At 36.6% G+C, this 15,758-nt stretch carries 17 protein-coding genes; 4 read left to right on the top strand and 13 right to left on the bottom strand.

The features are described from left to right. Positions 1-185: 185 nt before the first annotated feature. Positions 186-311, bottom strand: a complete 126-nt coding sequence (locus Q7J67_00485) for a hypothetical protein (protein MDO9463772.1) — start codon at positions 309-311, stop codon at positions 186-188. A gap of 154 nt (positions 312-465) precedes the next feature. Between Q7J67_00485 and Q7J67_00480 the strand changes: the two genes are divergently transcribed. From Q7J67_00480 to Q7J67_00470, 3 genes are read left to right on the top strand one after another with little or no spacing between them, the layout of a single operon-like run. After that, positions 466-1,065 (top strand): hypothetical protein, encoded by a 600-nt coding sequence (locus Q7J67_00480; GenBank protein MDO9463771.1) that lies wholly within the window; start codon positions 466-468, stop codon positions 1,063-1,065. A gap of 7 nt (positions 1,066-1,072) precedes the next feature. After that, the gene (locus tag Q7J67_00475; protein MDO9463770.1) at positions 1,073-1,522 is read left to right on the top strand and encodes a hypothetical protein; all 450 of its coding nucleotides are present in this window, start codon (positions 1,073-1,075) and stop codon (positions 1,520-1,522) included. A gap of 13 nt (positions 1,523-1,535) precedes the next feature. Next, a complete protein-coding gene (locus Q7J67_00470; GenBank protein ID MDO9463769.1) occupies positions 1,536-3,533 on the top strand; it encodes an alpha-galactosidase in 1,998 nt (665 codons plus the stop codon). Between the two features lie 45 nt (positions 3,534-3,578). On the opposite strand, the gene gcvPB is transcribed toward Q7J67_00470, so the two are convergent. The 8 genes from gcvPB to purN form a co-directional block, all read right to left on the bottom strand. Beyond that, on the bottom strand, positions 3,579-5,036 hold the full coding sequence (gene gcvPB, locus Q7J67_00465) for an aminomethyl-transferring glycine dehydrogenase subunit GcvPB (protein MDO9463768.1): 1,458 nt from the start codon (positions 5,034-5,036) through the stop codon (positions 3,579-3,581). 20 nt (positions 5,037-5,056) lie between these two features. Next, complete coding sequence (locus Q7J67_00460; GenBank protein MDO9463767.1) at positions 5,057-5,971, bottom strand: prepilin peptidase; 915 nt, start codon at positions 5,969-5,971, stop codon at positions 5,057-5,059. Positions 5,972-6,014: 43 nt separating this feature from the next. After that, the gene (locus Q7J67_00455; protein MDO9463766.1) at positions 6,015-7,640 is read right to left on the bottom strand and encodes a 30S ribosomal protein S1; all 1,626 of its coding nucleotides are present in this window, start codon (positions 7,638-7,640) and stop codon (positions 6,015-6,017) included. Between the two features lie 73 nt (positions 7,641-7,713). Beyond that, entirely contained in the window at positions 7,714-8,322 is a 609-nt protein-coding gene (locus Q7J67_00450; GenBank protein MDO9463765.1) for a lysophospholipid acyltransferase family protein, read from the bottom strand. A gap of 145 nt (positions 8,323-8,467) precedes the next feature. Continuing rightward, positions 8,468-9,130: a (d)CMP kinase gene (gene cmk, locus Q7J67_00445; protein MDO9463764.1), complete on the bottom strand. Its 663-nt coding sequence runs from the start codon at positions 9,128-9,130 to the stop codon at positions 8,468-8,470. Next, positions 9,120-10,445 (bottom strand): 3-phosphoshikimate 1-carboxyvinyltransferase, encoded by a 1,326-nt coding sequence (aroA, locus tag Q7J67_00440; protein MDO9463763.1) that lies wholly within the window; start codon positions 10,443-10,445, stop codon positions 9,120-9,122. The genes cmk and aroA overlap by 11 nt, the downstream gene beginning before the upstream one ends. Before the next feature lie 13 nt (positions 10,446-10,458). Further along, entirely contained in the window at positions 10,459-11,325 is an 867-nt protein-coding gene (locus Q7J67_00435; protein MDO9463762.1) for a prephenate dehydrogenase, read from the bottom strand. Beyond that, positions 11,322-11,933: a phosphoribosylglycinamide formyltransferase gene (purN, locus tag Q7J67_00430; protein MDO9463761.1), complete on the bottom strand. Its 612-nt coding sequence runs from the start codon at positions 11,931-11,933 to the stop codon at positions 11,322-11,324. Before purN ends, Q7J67_00435 begins: the two co-directional genes overlap by 4 nt. 181 nt (positions 11,934-12,114) lie before the next feature. Here purN and Q7J67_00425 point away from each other — a divergent pair, with 181 nt between their 5' ends. Next, entirely contained in the window at positions 12,115-13,227 is a 1,113-nt protein-coding gene (locus Q7J67_00425; GenBank protein MDO9463760.1) for a uroporphyrinogen decarboxylase family protein, read from the top strand. Here Q7J67_00425 and purM read toward each other — a convergent pair. From purM to rplU, 4 genes are all read right to left on the bottom strand, one after another. Continuing rightward, on the bottom strand, positions 13,202-14,224 hold the full coding sequence (gene purM / locus Q7J67_00420; protein MDO9463759.1) for a phosphoribosylformylglycinamidine cyclo-ligase: 1,023 nt from the start codon (positions 14,222-14,224) through the stop codon (positions 13,202-13,204). The two genes, Q7J67_00425 and purM, sit on opposite strands and share 26 nt — an antisense overlap. Positions 14,225-14,293: 69 nt before the next feature. Next, positions 14,294-14,569 (bottom strand): HU family DNA-binding protein, encoded by a 276-nt coding sequence (locus Q7J67_00415; protein MDO9463758.1) that lies wholly within the window; start codon positions 14,567-14,569, stop codon positions 14,294-14,296. 13 nt (positions 14,570-14,582) lie between these two features. Then, entirely contained in the window at positions 14,583-15,230 is a 648-nt protein-coding gene (locus Q7J67_00410) for a hypothetical protein (protein MDO9463757.1), read from the bottom strand. Beyond that, positions 15,223-15,555: a 50S ribosomal protein L21 gene (gene rplU, locus Q7J67_00405; protein MDO9463756.1), complete on the bottom strand. Its 333-nt coding sequence runs from the start codon at positions 15,553-15,555 to the stop codon at positions 15,223-15,225. The genes Q7J67_00410 and rplU overlap by 8 nt, the downstream gene beginning before the upstream one ends. Between the last annotated feature and the right edge of the window lie 203 nt (positions 15,556-15,758).

Raw genomic sequence — 15,758 nt, 5'->3', positions numbered from 1 at the left:
ACCACAGTTACCACAATACTGCTGTATTTTATATATCTCTTCTTTTCAACCCCCAAACCCCCATTCTTGGGGGCTTTTTAGGTGTGCACTTTTAAAACTTAAATCGCTTAAAAACTGTGCACTTTTAAATTTTAACTGACAAGCATAATAGTTCCTCTTGACAAGAATGCAAAAGCCGAGATTATCTATGGACGGTCTTCTCTGGAGAAATATAAAAAACAGACTATACCTGCACAAAAAGTTAAATACGGAAACACCTTCGCACCGCTTAGATTTATAAGAATAACCTCTCCGACAAACTCTTTTTCCATTGATACACATCCTGCAGGGGCATACAGTGAAGACCCTGCTAATCATGAGAACACACTGGGAATATGTTCCCTGACCTATTCAGAAAAGGGGCTTGATATCAGATTCAAGGAATCAATAACTGGTAGCCATTTTGAAGCAAATTTAAGGGGAAAGGTGATTTTCTACAGTGATGCGCCTAAATTTAAGGAAGTTCATCCTTTCCCTTTTGCAGATGAATGTTCTCCTCTTAAGAAGTATCTCTGGTTTAACTTTTCCAGTGCAGAAACACAGTTGAGCGCAAGCGGACCAATCCCTGTCTCAAAACAGAAATTCACCCCGGAAAAAGGATACGGCTGGGTAAAATCTTATGATTTAAAGATTATAACCACCAGCTTAAAAAGCCAGGTATACACATCGTTTGCAACCTCAGGAAGACCTGCCACTTTCAGGATGAAATGTCCCCTGGGATATTATTACCTGACCATGACTTTTGGCAACTGCAATCAATCCTGCGGACCGTTCAATGTTAAGGTAAACGATGAGATAAAACTTAAGGAGATTAAACTGGACAAAGGCCGTTTCTCCACAGAACTTATTCTTGTTAAAGCAGATAAGGGTATTATTGACGTCAAGCTTGAGGGAGTAAATGGAAACAACTGGATTTTGAACGGCATGGCACTCCAGCCAGTTATGACAATGAATGAGGATTTCATCTTTACAAGACCGTGGTGGCACTACGAAAATCTCAATATGCTAAATAAAAAACTGTATTAGGAAAGGCATGGAAAATCTGGGCAGTTTCCAGCTGATACCGGAACAGAAAGAATACTGGTATGCGCATGCCAGAATTATTCCCAGAACACTTTCTGCTGACGGAAAAACAGTAGTTGAGGCCTTGAATGCAGAAGGTGTTCCCGCTGGTCTTACCTATCGAGATAATCTTATTCCAGAACAAAAATGGTTTGTGAATAAAGAGACTTTTGGGAAAAGCAAAGCACCATGGTGTTATTATAAAGATAGAAAATACAATTATGATATTAAACAATTCCCAAATGTAATTGCGTCTCTGGATGCCTATTTCCGCATTCCTGTAAAAGAATCGTGGACACTAAAAGAAGCTGATGATTATGTTGATGCGCTGTCCAAGATACATACTGCGTTTAGATTAAAAAGTAGTCAGAAGAATCAATTTGATTTCAGAATATTATGGCAATATAACAATTCGATATAACAGGAGATGTGTTATGAAATCCAGTTCAGGAATCAGAATAAAATCAAAATCGTGGAAATTTTGTGAGGATAGCTGGTATTTTCGTTCGGCCATGCCGTCGGTAACTTTGGAAAACAGAGAAATTAAACCGTCCTATGAAGTTAAGTCAGGAGAAAATCAGAGTACTGCAAAAAGCAGTTTTAAGAATATTGATGTTGAATTATCTTTTCCTACTTATAAAGGTTGTTTTTCTTCAATGACCATTGATATCACAAACAAAAGCAGGTCTCCTGTGTGGATAGAGAAGATAAAATTTTTGGATATAAACACAGCATCCTCTCCTGCAAAGATATCAGGGAAAGGGCAAAAGAGAGATGGATTAAGAATGTTGATTTACAATGATTCTGCCAGAGCAAGAAATTCTGAAGAGATGTTAAGTAATGGAAGTAGTCCTTTTCTCAAAAATGCTTGTTTAAACTCAGACGTTAACCATAATACATCCAGGCTTTTTACCTGTATATACGATCCCGCTTTACAGCAGGGTGTATTTTTTGGGATGCTATCTGATAAAGGACGTATTTTTAATAGTTGCTTTACAAAGACAGGAAATAGTTTTGAAGGTATTTCAGAAGTCAAAATATCCATTAAGCCGAAAACAAAGGTCAGAATTGGCAGGTTAATTGTTTCAGGAGGTAGGGATATCAGAAAATCCCTTTTTAAGTTTGCTTCTTTATTCGGCAGGCCAAGACCGGTCCCAAATCTTGCAAAGAATGCGGGCTGGAATTCGTGGGATTACTATCTATGGCAGGTCACTGCAAACGATATTATAGAAAATGTGGATTTTATAAAAAGAACGCCGTGGTTAAAGAAGTGTGTGAAATATATAATTATCGATGATGGGTGGTCTCACCGTTATGGCGAGTGGGAACCGAATTATAAATTCCCCGGAGGTATGAAAGCACTGGCGAATAAGATCAAGAAAGCCGGCTTTATTCCAGGGATATGGATTGGGCCGTTTATGATGGATAAAAGAGGAGCTCTTGAAGCAAGTCATCCTGAGTTTGAGATAAAAAGTAAAGATAGGGGAAAACGCTTATTAGTTGGTGCAGGTCAGACTAAACTTCCATATCTTGATCCGACACATCCAGGAACACTCAAGTTTCTTCATGAGACCTTTTCAAAACTAAGAAATGATGGATACAGATATTTTAAAATAGATTTTCTTTCCAATGTAATTAATGCAGGCAGAAACGGGCAATTCTACAACCCGAACGTAACACCAATAGAAGCTCTCAAAGGAGGGATATCAACAATAAGAGAAGCAATTGGAGAAGATTCAATACTCGTTGGATGCGGTGGGTTTGTTCCTGAAATAGGTACAGGAATTTACGACTCTTGCAGGGCTTCTATAGACATAAGCTCTTATTGGTCAAATATACTTGTTGTTGCTAGGGATATGGCAATAAAAAGCATATTTAATGGCAGGACATGGGAAAATGATTATGACTTCCTGATAGTGAGAAGCAGGCAAACCTCAAAAGAAAAAAGACTGAATGTGTATAAGGACTTACGTCTTTTTATTCCTGAAAGGCCATATGAGCCTTTTTCGATAAGAAAAGGGGATGTTATTCGGACAGAGCATGAAGTGAGAGTGTGGGCATCCCTGATACTGGTCTCAGGCAGTTCCATCGTGCTTTCAGATAGACTCAGTATGTTGAACAAAAAGGGACTGGAGATGATAAAGACAGTTCTTGAAAATGCCAGTGGTGCAGCATGGTATCCTCTTGATTTGCTTTCGTCTGGAATCCCCAGAATCTGGCTCTCAAAGGATAAAAGCACCTGTCTCATCGGTGTATTTAACTGGAGTGATAGAAAAGCAGTAATAAATACATCCAAATTTTTAAAGAGAGAAGGCTTTAATATAAAAAAAGTATATGAGATATGGAAAAGAAAAATCCTGCCTTTAGATTATGTTGAGCTTGGTCCAAGAGATTGCAGGGTTTTCAGGATTGAAAAACAAGCCATAAAGTAAAAAAACAATGGAATTTTATAAAAATGAGAGAAGAAATATAATAAATCACTCTGATGACCACCGCAAGTCAGGATGTCTCGCAGCTTTGACCTCATCTAGCCTCGATAAAGAAGTCTTGCATGGTGCATTTATAACCTTTTCAGGTGTGTATTCTATTTCTTGCGCTATTTTAATCATTACATCCACAAATTCATCCAACACTTCTTTTGTCTCTGTTTCTGTCGGCTCTATCATTAATGCCTCGTCTATAATCAAAGGAAAATACATTGTTGGAGGATGTATGCCATAATCCAAGAGCCGTTTTGCAATATCCAGTGCTCTTACTCCTTTTTTCTTAAACCGTTGTGCAGATAAAACAAATTCATGCATGCAATTCCTGTCATATGATACATCAAAATAATTCTTCAATTTAGTTAACAAATAATTTGCATTAAGCACAGCATTCTCACTAACATTTCTAAGACCATCTGGTCCAAGCATTCTGATATATACATATGCCTTCAATATTACCAGAAAATTACCATAGAATGAGTGTACCCTGCCTATTGATTTTGGATAATTATACTCAAAGTAGTAATTATGCTCCTTATTTTTCTCTATTAGAGGTACTGGTAAATACGGCTTCAGGTGTTCCTTACATGATATTGGACCTGAGCCTGGACCACCGCCACCATGAGGTGTTGAAAAGGTTTTATGAAGATTATAGTGCATTATATCAAACCCCATATCACCTGGCCGCACAATACCGAGTATTGCGTTCATATTTGCACCATCATAATATAAAAGGCCGCCTTTTGAGTGCATGATGTCAGATACCTCTAGAATATGCTCTTCAAACAGGCCTAATGTGTTTGGATTGGTTAACATAAGACATGCAACGCTCTCGTCAACAACATTCCTTAAGGATTTTACATCAATATTTCCCCTATTATCGGATTTAACCTCAACCACTTCGTAACCGCATAATGCAGCACTGGCGGGATTTGTTCCATGTGCCGAGTCAGGGACTATTACTTTAAACCTGTTTTCTTTTTTATCCTTAAAATATGCCTTTATCATCATCATTGCTGTAAGTTCGCCCTGCGCGCCAGCAGCCGGTTGCACACATGTTTTTACCATACCGCCAATCTCTGAAAGGAGCTTGTCCATATGAGAGAGAATGTGTAATGCTCCCTGAGATAACTCTTCTGAGACAAAAGGATGAATGCATCTAAAATCTATAGACTCTGCTAATTCTTCATTGATTTTTGGATTATATTTCATTGTACAAGAACCCAACGGATACATTTCAGAATCAACACTAAAATTATTCTTCGAAAGCCTTGTAAAATGTCTTATAACTTCTAACTCTGTAAGCTGCGGCAAGTTAGCATCTTTCTTCCTGATGAACTTTCTGGGAACTAGTTCAGAAACATTCTGCTCAATTACATCACACAGCGGCAAAGTGTAGGCTCTTCTTCCTTCTTTCCCGAGTTCAAATATTAATTTTTCTTTCACTGTCAGTCTCCTATTTACGGTCTATTTTACATACCCCATATCTTCTGGAGAATAATGGGATAAATGTTAAGAAGCTTATCTCCATATAATATGGATAAAATTGCTCCAAGAACAATATATGGACCAAATGGTATTGCAGTTCCTCTTCTACGATTCAACTGATGAATCAAGCTTTTAGCGGGAACTGTGAAATAAAGTTGCCTCTTGGTGAGCCCGCTACTCCTTCTTTTTATCCTCTTAAGTGTTGTAACTACTCTTTCTATCGCTACTATAATGAGAAAGCTTACTCCAAAAAATGCACCTGCAAGAAATGATATAAAAAGAGTCATTAAAGTATATTGCCATCCAATAAATGCTCCTATCATTGCTATTAACTTGATATCCCCTCCTCCCATTGCCTCCTTTTTAAAAATAAACCAGCCAAAAAAAGCAACACATGTAAGACTTAATCCACCAAATAAAGCCCCTCCTAAGGATCTTAGGAAAGCTTCAAGATTTGATGCTGAATTCATTAATGGAGGATAAAGGAAGCTTACTAAAAGCCCGAATGCAATTCCAAAAAGAGAAAAGAAATCAGGAATAAGCATCCACTCAATATCTATAAAAGAAACAACTATAAATACTGCAAAAAGAAGTGCATATATAAAGAACTTGATACTAATGCCAAATTTAAAATACAGTAACAGTAATAGCACTCCTGTAAGAAGCTCAACAATAAAATACTGTGCAGATATTCTCTCCTTACAAAACCTGCACCTGCCTCTAAGGAGAATATAGCTTATTAATGGAATATTATCGAACCATTTTATACTCTTATTGCATCTTGGACATAGAGATGGAGGAAATACTATAGACTTTTGCCTGGGGATTCGATAAATACATACATTTAAAAAACTGCCTATACATAAACTAAACATTAGGACAAAAAAAATTATCATCATTCAAAAGAATTTTCGGGGCTTTCGAGGGCTAAACTGTTACTTTCTATTCGCTTTTAACTTCTTCTTTTTTAGTTTTGGTATCTTCGGGTTTTATTTTTTCTTTTTTCTGCTTATCGCCAGACTCTTTTATGCTTAGACTTATTTTCCTTCCTTGTAAATCAATTTTAACTATTCTGGCAGTGATTCTCGTGCCAATTTCATATTTCTTCTCTAAATTTTCTCCTTCTGACAGTTCTGAAACGTGAATCAAACCTTCTACTCCTCGCTCAAGCTCAACAAAAATACCAAACTTAGTTATCTTTATTACTCCACACTCTACATCCATCCCATCTTTATATTTATCAGATAACTCTTGCCAAGGATCAGATGTAAGCTGTTTTACACCTAGAGATATTTTTCTATTATCAGAGTCTATAGATAACACAACAACTTCTATCTCATTATCTTTCTTAAACATTTTCGATGGATCATTTGCTCTCGTAGACCATGATAAATCCGAGATATGTACCAGACCATCTATCCCTTCTTCTATTTCAACAAACACACCATAATCAGTTATGTTTCTAATTACGCCTTTAATCTTTGCTCCAACAGGATATTTTTCTTCTACCTTTTCCCATGGATTGGCTTCCAACTGCTTTATCCCTAAAGAGATTTTTTCCTCTCCCTTTTCAAGACTTAAAACAATAGCTTCTACTACATCTCCCATATTTACAACCTCAGAGGGATGCATAATCTTTTTAGTCCATGACATTTGAGATATATGCATTAAACCCTCTATTCCTTCTTCTAATTCAATAAAAGCCCCATAAGCAGTAATATTCACTACTTTTCCCTTAACCTTTGAACCAATAGGATATTTTTTATCTATGTCTAACCATGGATTGGTAGTTTTTTGCTTTAGACCAAGAGATACTCTATTCTTTTCTTTATCAATTGACAAAATCATAACTTCTATCTCCTGTCCAAGAGAAAGTATATCTGAAGGATGCGATATGCGCCCCCATGATATATCTGTTATATGAAGTAATCCATCAATTCCCCCAAGGTCAACAAAGGCTCCAAAATCTGTTATATTTTTAATGAATCCTTTTCTAATCTGTCCTTCCTTTAGCTCTTCAAAAAGTTTTTCTCTATCCTCTACTTGTGTCTTCTTAAACAATGTTTTACGAGAAAGCACAACATTTCTACGCATTTTATTCAATTTTATAATCTTAAACTCTAAATCTTTATTAAGCATATTTTCGAAATCAGCAATTATCTTGATATCTGACTGTGAAGTAGGTAAGAATCCCTCAACTCCGATATCTACAGAAAACCCACCTTTTATCCTTTTTATCAGTTTGCCTGTAACACTTTTTTCTTCCGAAAACGCTGCCACGATCTCGTTCCAAAACTTCATTTGGCCAGCCTTTTCTTTTGATAAGACTACTGAGCCTGATTCGTCTTCAATTTTCTCAAGTAAAACTTCAGTCTCATCTCCAACCTTTAGCTTAGATGCATCCTTAAATTCATCAATGGGGATTACTCCTTCAGATTTATACCCTATATCCACCACTACCTCATTTCGTCCAATTTCAATAATTTTCCCCTTTATAACATCCCCCTTTTTTATATTTCTGAAACTCTGCTCATATAATGCTTCTAAATCTTCCTTAGTCTTCTGCATTAAATTAAAATCCTCCTTATTTTCTCAAAATTTCATAAAAATTGTTTTTACAAAATAGCAGACTGTTTCCCTATTAGCAAGTAATATTTTCTTTTAAACGATTTATAGACTCCATTACTTGAGCGCTTATTCTTCGATAGTTATTTTTATTTGGGTCTTTACTATTAGGCATAATTGGCTTGCCAAAGATAACTCTAATCTTCTTTGGATGTATCCATTTACCATATTTAGGGAAAGCCTTTGTCGCTCCATCTATATATGCAGGGACAATGGGAACATTTGCTTTTAAAGCAAGCATGCCTATACCAATCTTTCCTTGGCCTAGTTTCCCATCTATACTTCTTGTCCCTTCAGGAAATAGAATGACAGCTTTTTTAGAGTGTAGGGATCTAATTAATTCTTTAAATGTAGAAATGCTTACCTGCTCACGCCTTACTGGGATAGTATGCAAGGATTTGATTAGCAATCCAAATATAGGAATCTTAAACAAGTTTTGTTTTGTAAGGTAATAAGTTGCTCTGGATATCCCAACACCTACAATAACAGGGTCCAGGAAACTGCTATGATTTGAAGCCACTAACACCCCCCCTTTTTTAGGAACATTATCAGCGCCCTTTACTTCCAATCTGAAATAAATCTTACAGAAAATATATGAAATTAATTTAGCTATTGTATATATCATTAGAACAAATAAATACAAAATCCGAATATCGAAACTCGAAATAAATCCAAAATTCCAATTTTTAAAATTCTAAACATTGTTTTGAACATTTATATTTTTGTCATTTGATATTGTTTAGGATTTCGTGCTTTGTGCTTCGAATTTATCATGTTATGTAGGATATGACTGTTTCTGCTTCTTCTTCCAAACTCATTCCTGTTGAGTCAATAACAATAGCATCCTCTGCTTTTATTAAAGGTGCTATTTTTCTTGTCAAATCTTTTTTGTCTCGCATTTTTATATCTTTTGAGAGTTCTGATTCCACAATTTGCTGGCCATTTTGTTCTAACTCTTTCCTGCGCCTTTTCACACGCTCCTCAAAAGAAGCATCCAGATAAAACTTATAGTCTGCATCAGGCAATATAACCGTTGTGATATCTCGTCCTTCCATTACGACATCGCCTTTTTCTGCAATTTTCCTCTGCAGCCTCTTCATGCACTCTCTTACTCCTTCTGCTCTGGCAAGATAAAAGACATTATTTGTTACATTAGTCCCTCTTATTTTTTCTGTTACATCTTGTCCATCAAGTAAGACAACAGTTTTTTCTTCCTGATGAATTAGCTCAATTTCTGTATTATGTGCAAGCTCTACTAATGCCATCTCTTTTTTTATATTAACACCATTTTCAATAGCCTTAAGTGTAAGCGCTCTGTACATAGCTCCTGTATCTACATACAAAAGTCCCAATCTTTTTGCAATAATCTTTGAAACGCTGCTTTTGCCTGAACCAGCAGGCCCATCAATGGCTATAGTTAGCTTATTTCTCAATTTCAATCGTCCCTTTAGGAGTTATTTTTCCCAATATTTCTATAAAACCAGGGAAAGATGTATTAATACAATCTGTATTAAATATCTTTGTTGTACCCTTTGCCATAAGTCCCATGATAATCCCGGTCATAGCTATTCTATGATCTCCAAGGCTGTTACATACGTCCCCGAAGATTTTAGGTTTCATATCTTGCTCTCCTGGAATAACCAATCTTTTAGAACTGCAATCATTGAGCTTCATTCCAAAGTAGTGAAACAGATCATGAATTGCCATGAGCCTGTTGCTTTCTTTAACTTTCAATTCAGAGACTCCTTTAATTACAGTTTCTTCACGCGCTCTAGCGGCAGCAACTGCAATTATTGGAATTTCATCAATTATTCTTGGAATTTCCTTGGGTTCAATAGTAATGCCCTTAAGCCTGCTGCTTTTAATAAGAATATCTGTCCGAGGCTCTTCTGAGATTGTTTTTTTGTTTTTTAATTCTATATCTGCGCCCATTCTTCTCATCACATCAATTATACCCGTCCGGGTAGGATTTACTCCTACATTTTTAATTACAATTTCTGATCCTTCTAAGCATGAAGCAGCTACAATAAAAAACGCGGCAGAAGAAATGTCTCCAGGAACAACTATATCTCTTGACGTTAAATGTCCCTCTCCCTTTATTGATACCTTGGTTTCATCTACTTTTAAATCTGCGCCAAGATATTTTAACATTACCTCTGTATGATCTCTTGACTTAAAAGGCTCAATAACAGATGTTGTGCCATTCGCATATAAACCTGCTAAAAGTATGGAAGACTTCACCTGAGCGCTTGAAATAGGAGACTTGTACTCTATTGCAGAGAGAGCTCCTCCACAAATTGTAATAGGAGCATAATTAGCATTATCTTTACCTGTAATCTTGGCACCCATTTGCCTGAGAGGATCTGTGACTCTTTTCATAGGTCTTTTGCAAAGAGAATCATCCCCCGTAATTCTTGAAGTAAACTTCTGACCTGCCAGAACTCCAAGCATAAGTCTCATTGTTGTTCCGGAGTTACCTGCATATAAATCCTCCTTGGGCTCTTTTAGTCTATGGAGACCATTTGAAGTTATCACTAACTCCTTTCCCACCTTAGATATATCAACACCAAGCTGCCTGAAAATTTCAACTGTTCTCATGCAATCCTCACTCTCAAGAAACCCTGTTATTCTTGTTGTCCCCTTTGCCAGAGAGCCAAGAATAATTGCTCTGTGGGAGATTGATTTATCCCCGGGAACATAAATAGTACCGGATAATTTATTTACTGATCTTACTGTTATTGAGTGCATGAATCCTATCTTTTTACTTCAAACTAGTTCTAAGAGATTTTGCCTCTTCAAGCTTTTTGATTAGTTCTTCTCTGTCAGATTTGTGTATTAATTTGTATATCTTGCCCAGTTCTCTTTGGAATCTTGATAAAGCATCTAAGATATTCTTTTTATTTGTTATACATATCTCCTGCCACATTTGAGGAGAGCTTGAAGCAATTCTGGTTGTATCCCTGAACCCTTTCCCAATGACAAGTTTTAAATCTTTGTCTATTGTGTCTGTTTTGCCCAGAGCACTAACAAGTGATACAGCCGCTATATGAGGCAGATGACTTGTAAGAGCAACCAGCTTATCATGTTGACTTGGCGAGAAAAGCACAACATCAGCTCCCATTTTATTCCATAGCTTTTTAACTTTTAGGAGCGCATCTTTATTTGTTTTTGAGGTTTTTGTAATCACACACACAGCTCCATTAAACAATCTATGGGTTGCAACATCAACACCGTGTCTTTCTAAACCAGCTATTGGATGCGCACCAACAAAATGTATTCCATCAGGCAGTATCTCCTGCATCTTCTTATAAAACAGTTCTTTTGTGCTTTCTACGTCAGTAACTACTGCGTCTTTTTTTAAAAAAGGGGCTATTCTTTTTGCAGCTTCAATAGAGGATTTTATATGCATTGACAGAATTACCAGATCCGCATCCTTAACTTCTTTGATATAATCTGTTGTAACTGTATCAACTGCTCCTGCTAAAACAGCTTTTTTAAGTTTTTTAATGTTTCTGCCGATACCAATAACTTTATCAGCTAATCCATTCTTTTTGATCGCCATACCTATAGAACCGCCAATAAGTCCAACACCAAATATGCAAACTTTGTTAAATAGTTTCTTTTTCATTTTTTTATTACTCTTCTCTTTACAATCTTTACCTTACCATTTATGACCCTATCAATAGCCTCCGAATAAATTCTATGTTCTTCTTTAAGGATACGCTGAGATAGAGTTTCCTCAGTATCATTCTCAAGCACAGGAACAACTGCCTGAAGAACTATAGGCCCTGTATCACATCCTTCATCAACAAAATGCACTGTGCAGCCGGAATATTTCACTCCATATTCCAGTGCTTTTTTCTGCACGCCCAATCCTGGGAAAGAAGGAAGCAGAGCAGGATGAATATTCAACATTTTATTTTTATATGCATTTATCAGTGATAAAGGAACTATTCTCATAAATCCTGCAAGAATCACATATTCAACACTGTTTTGTTTGAGAATCTTTCCTATTTCATCAAAAAATCCGCTGTGGTTTTTAAAATCTTTTGGATTAATAAAACATGTTTTTATATTATGCTTCCTTGCCCTTTCCAGAGCATAGGCATCCTTTACATCACTTATAACAATTGCTATTTCCGCATTCAATTTTCCTTTTTCAATATTATCAATAATAGACTGAAGATTAGACCCTCTGCCTGAAACCAAAACTCCTAATTTCGCTTTATTTATCATGGCTTTTGATTATATCTCATGGACTATAATAAATCAAATAATACACCTACAACTCAAGGGACAAAACAGAGTACAAGCACACATTTTATGTATTTCTTATTGATGTTTTAAACAATTTGAGATACTGTAATTCTAAAGTAGCAGCAAACGTTCAATGATTAATGTTAGATACTGAAATATTATGAAACAAATGAACTCCATAGATAGAATGCGAAGTGTTTTTTCTGGTGAGATGCCGGATTGCGTTCCATTTTTCCCAACAATTTATACAGATCATGCTTGTTTAGCATGTGGATATAGATTTGAAGATGCGCTCATTAATCCATCACTCGGTACAGAATGCATGCTTGAAGCAGCACTAAAATATCAGGCAGATGGGGTACGGTTTTGTTTGGGCCCTGAACTTACGTGGTTTCATGATAAAGTTGCAAGAGAAGAAAATGGTAAACTTGTGCAACGTGATAAAAAAAGCGGGAAACAAGAAGGGTTTTATGACGTCAAGGGTGGTGGAAAGTTCATTCCATGCAATCCACAGTCCGTCGTAAATAGTTTATCAGATGTGAATATGATTGAAGTTGTGTTTGCAGAAGAATACCTTGAAAAAGGCTGTTTAGAAACAGTCAAAGAGTGCATTGTAAAAGCTCATGAAAAAAGATTGTTTACGGTTGGTATGTGTAGTTCGCAGACGATCAATTTTATGGTAGAAAAAATGGGGAGTTCAGAAATTGCCCTCATGAGTTTTTATGACAACCCAGAGTTGGCATGTGCACTTATTGACAAAGCAGTTGAGATTTCCATCGAAAAGGTCAAGGCATTCATTAAAGTTGGTATTGATTGTATATACATAGGCGATTCATATGCTTCGGCAAGTGTTATCTCTCCTGATATTTATGAACGCTTTTGCGTTCCAGCATATAAGGCTATAGTAGAGGAAATACACGTTCGTGGTGTTTTCTGTTATAAACATTGTTGCGGTAACTATAATCCTCTGCTTAAGAGCTTGCCCTCTATTGGCATCGACGCTATGGACGGTATAGATCCCACAAGTGGAATGACCGTAAAACACACAAAAGATGAAATAGGTTCCCAGATTACCTTAATGGGAGGCATTAGTTGTCTAACTCTCCTGAATGGAACTTCTGATCAGGTGTACGAAGAGGCAATGCATTGCGTGCAAGAAGGTAAGCCCGGAGGGAGATATGTTCTAGGTAGCGGCTGTGCTGTACCACCAAATACCCCCTGTAAAAACATTGTTGCGGCGAGAAAAGCTAAAGAAGATCATGGGAAATACTAACTAGTTTCACTCCACGCTTGCCCTTAGAAATCTCTCCGAGCAAATAGGCTTTTTCTCCTATTTTAGAGAGAAAAGACATGGCTTTGTCAGATTCTTTTTTGGAAACCACAAGTATCATCCCGATTCCCATATTAAATACTTTGAACATTTCTTTTGATTCAATATTCCCTTTTTTCTGAATTTGTTCAAATATATGTGGTGTTTTCCAACTTTTTGTATTTATATGAGCCTGACAATTTTTTGGGAGAATCCTTGCAAGATTTCCTTCAATACCTCCGCCGGTTATATGCGCCATGCCTTTTATCTCGCATTTTCCCAAAAGCTTCATAATGACCTTGACATAAATTCTGGTAGGTGTCAGAAGCTCTTTTTTTAATGCTGAACCAATTTTATCAACATTAAACACCTTTCTTACTAAAGAAAATCCATTGCTGTGCAGCCCTGAGGATTGAAGTCCTATTATGATATCATCTGAAGCGATTTTTGCTCCGGTTATTATTTTATTCTTATCCACAATTCCTACAGTAAAACCTGCAAGCTCATATTCTCCCGGCTTATAAAATCCGGGCATTTCTGCTGTTTCTCCGCCAAGCAAAGCACAATCCGCCTCCCTGCATCCCTTGACAATTCCTTCTACAACACTTGCTGCGCTTTTAACATTAAGACGCCCTGTAGCTAAATAATCAAGAAAGAATAAAGGCTTTGCGCCCTGCACAATAAGATCATTCACACACATTGCCACCAGGTCTATGCCAACAGTGTTATATGTTTTACACTTGCAGGCTATTTCAAGCTTTGTGCCAACGCCATCTGTTGCGCCAACAAGAACCGGTTTAGTATACTTAGTAATATCAGGCTCATAAAAGCCCGCAAAACTACCTAAACCACTAAGTACACCTTTATCAAAGGTAGATTTTGCAAGAGGCTTTATTATGTCTACAAATTTGTCCCCTTTTTTTATATCCACGCCAGCTTTTTTATACGTTAACTTTTTCATCTTTTATCACAAAAAAATAAGACCCGGATACTAAAAAGCCGAGCCTTGCGCTTAAAAAACATATCTTCTCTAGCTAAGCATCCTTTCTTTCATTATTTTTCCCGGCTTGAATAAAACAACCTTTCTTGCAGGGATAGGCACTTCTTGTCCGGTCTTTGGATTACGGCCTAATCTGGCTTTTCTCGACTTTTGTTTAAAAACACCAAAGTTGCGCAATTCTACCTTTTCTCCTTTGAGAACACTATCACACACATAATGCAATAGTTTATCAACCACTTTTGCTACGATAATTTGAGTTACTCCCAATTCTTCAGAAATTTTTATTACAATGTCTCTTTTTGTCATTACCTAATACCTCCTACTTAATTTTGCTTTGCTCATCTTTCTTTATCCTACTTGATATCTGGTCTAGCATGTTTCTAATATTAGTAATAATAGACTTATCCTCAACAACACTTTCCACTGCTTGTGCAGGAACATTTGTCTTTGCCTCAGGTTCTGCAACAGTCTTTACAAAAAACACTCTATATCCAACATAAGCTCCTGCTGTCAAAATAGCTATTAGTATTACAAAAATGAAAAGCTTAATTAACCATCTTCTGATTTTTGGCATAATTATAGTTCCTAGTGTGCTGATCTTTGTAAGCTCCTCTCTCTTGCCTTCAAGACCCCCCAATCGTTTATTCAAGAATATATAGGAAACATGCCAGTCATTTCCCAGTTTTCTGGATTGCATATCCGAGGCAGCTATATTACTCAATGAAACTGACTGACTAAGTATACTTGATATTTTATTGTCAGGACTGTATTGACTTTCAAGTATCCCGATTATTGACTCATACTTACGCGCAAGAAGACTTTTGGATTCCATAAACTCCTGCTCTTTTCCCGCATTTTTAGAAGCTAAATTCTCTCCACCTTGTTTTAGCAGGTCTCCAAACGCGACCCATAGCCGAATGAATTCCTTTAAAGCTATAATATCTGCTTCTAGTTTTCTATCACGCATTCTTTTTCTCTACCTTCCCAAGAGATATTTTCCCAATCTTAACCTCCGTTAAAAGCTGCCTATGTCCAATCTTACGACTGTAACCCTTACGTCTTTTCTTTTTAAATGCTATAATTTTTTTCCCTTTGACCTGTGAGATAACTTCTCCATGAACCTTAGCATTCTTTAGATGACTTTTATCTATGGATACGGTTTCTTTATCAGAAATCAAGATAGGTTCAAAATTGATCTTGCAACCAACCTTTTCTTCAATCTTCTCTGTTTTTATAATATCCCCTTCTGAAACTTTAAACTGCTTACCACCTGTAACAATAACTGCCTGCACTTTATATCTCCTTTCCAGTTGTCAACGAAGATTATCATATACATAAGTAATTGTCAAACTCGTGTGCTGGCTGGGCACATAGGTAACACTTTTTGTTTAAGATTCTCATTGTGATTCTCAATATATCTCATGGGTGTTAAATAATCAAGCGCTTGATGAGGGCGATTAAAATTGTACTCAATCAGCCAATTTGTTACAGCTGG

This window comes from bacterium (assembly GCA_030652805.1).
Classification (GTDB): domain Bacteria; phylum JAHJDO01; class JAHJDO01; order JAHJDO01; family JAHJDO01; genus JAHJDO01.
Note: the sequence above shows the minus strand (reverse complement) of the source record. Positions and strands in the feature narration are given on the sequence as shown.

Coding starts and splice junctions, on each gene's coding strand:
- Q7J67_00485 (MDO9463772.1), bottom strand. CDS start 311: ATGGAAAAAGAGTTTGTCGGAGAGGTTATTCTTATAAATCTAAGCGGT.
- Q7J67_00475 (MDO9463770.1), top strand. CDS start 1,073: ATGGAAAATCTGGGCAGTTTCCAGCTGATACCGGAACAGAAAGAATAC.
- Q7J67_00470 (MDO9463769.1), top strand. CDS start 1,536: ATGAAATCCAGTTCAGGAATCAGAATAAAATCAAAATCGTGGAAATTT.
- Q7J67_00460 (MDO9463767.1), bottom strand. CDS start 5,971: ATGATGATAATTTTTTTTGTCCTAATGTTTAGTTTATGTATAGGCAGT.
- Q7J67_00455 (MDO9463766.1), bottom strand. CDS start 7,640: ATGCAGAAGACTAAGGAAGATTTAGAAGCATTATATGAGCAGAGTTTC.
- Q7J67_00450 (MDO9463765.1), bottom strand. CDS start 8,322: ATGATATATACAATAGCTAAATTAATTTCATATATTTTCTGTAAGATT.
- aroA (MDO9463763.1), bottom strand. CDS start 10,445: ATGCACTCAATAACAGTAAGATCAGTAAATAAATTATCCGGTACTATT.
- Q7J67_00435 (MDO9463762.1), bottom strand. CDS start 11,325: ATGAAAAAGAAACTATTTAACAAAGTTTGCATATTTGGTGTTGGACTT.
- purN (MDO9463761.1), bottom strand. CDS start 11,933: ATGATAAATAAAGCGAAATTAGGAGTTTTGGTTTCAGGCAGAGGGTCT.
- Q7J67_00425 (MDO9463760.1), top strand. CDS start 12,115: ATGAAACAAATGAACTCCATAGATAGAATGCGAAGTGTTTTTTCTGGT.
- purM (MDO9463759.1), bottom strand. CDS start 14,224: ATGAAAAAGTTAACGTATAAAAAAGCTGGCGTGGATATAAAAAAAGGG.
- Q7J67_00415 (MDO9463758.1), bottom strand. CDS start 14,569: ATGACAAAAAGAGACATTGTAATAAAAATTTCTGAAGAATTGGGAGTA.
- Q7J67_00410 (MDO9463757.1), bottom strand. CDS start 15,230: ATGCGTGATAGAAAACTAGAAGCAGATATTATAGCTTTAAAGGAATTC.